Source organism: Frankia sp. CcWB2 (assembly GCF_977927585.1).
This window is the reverse complement of the sequence record NZ_CDWRCM010000313.1, coordinates 2,328-2,983: the sequence shown is the minus strand read 5'-3', so window position 1 is coordinate 2,983 and position 656 is coordinate 2,328. Positions and strand designations below refer to the sequence as shown.

Here is a 656-nt window from a genome sequence, read left to right as displayed (position 1 = left end):
CGGTGGCGCCGGAGTCGTCGACCTCCTCGGCCACACTCAGGCGGATGCCACAGCGGTCGGCGGCGGCGAGGATGGCGTCGTGCATCGCCGGGCTCTGTTCCCGGCGGAACAGCACGCATCCCTGGCCCGCCAGCTCCCGGAACGAGACCTGGCGGCGGTCCGCCCACGGGTGGTTCCGCCCGACGAGCGCCACCAGCGGCACGGTGAAGACCCGATGGGACCGCAACTGGGCCGCGAGAGGCCCAGTGAACACGAGCGCGACGTCGAGTTTTCCCGCGGTGAGGGCGGACAGCTGGGGGCCGCTGCGAGCCTCCCAGAGAGTGGTCGAGACGTTCGGGTAGTCAGCGTTGAGCCGCAGCAGGGTGGGTTGGAGGACCCGTTCCCCGGCGGGGAAGTTGAACCCGATGGAGATCCGACCGGTCCGGCCGGAAGCGGCCTCCCTGGCCGCCCGGACCGCCTGTCGTGCCTGTTCCAGCAGACGTCGTGCCTCCTTCTCGAAGGCCCGGCCCGCCGGAGTCAACCGGACCTCCCGGGAGGTCCGGTTGACCAGTTCGACACCGATGTCACGTTCGAGACGCTGGAGTTGCTGACTGAGGGGACGTAATGAAGTAACAAATACGTGATCGAGAGCATCATCGCAGGTCACAGGCCTGTGG

General features: G+C 68.6%; 1 pseudogene. It reads right to left on the bottom strand.

Annotation, left to right across the window (positions count from 1 at the left end):
* A pseudogene (locus ACY45C_RS21005) lies at nt 1-595 on the bottom strand (LysR family transcriptional regulator); the annotation flags it as partial.
* Nucleotides 596-656: the final 61 nt, after the last annotated feature.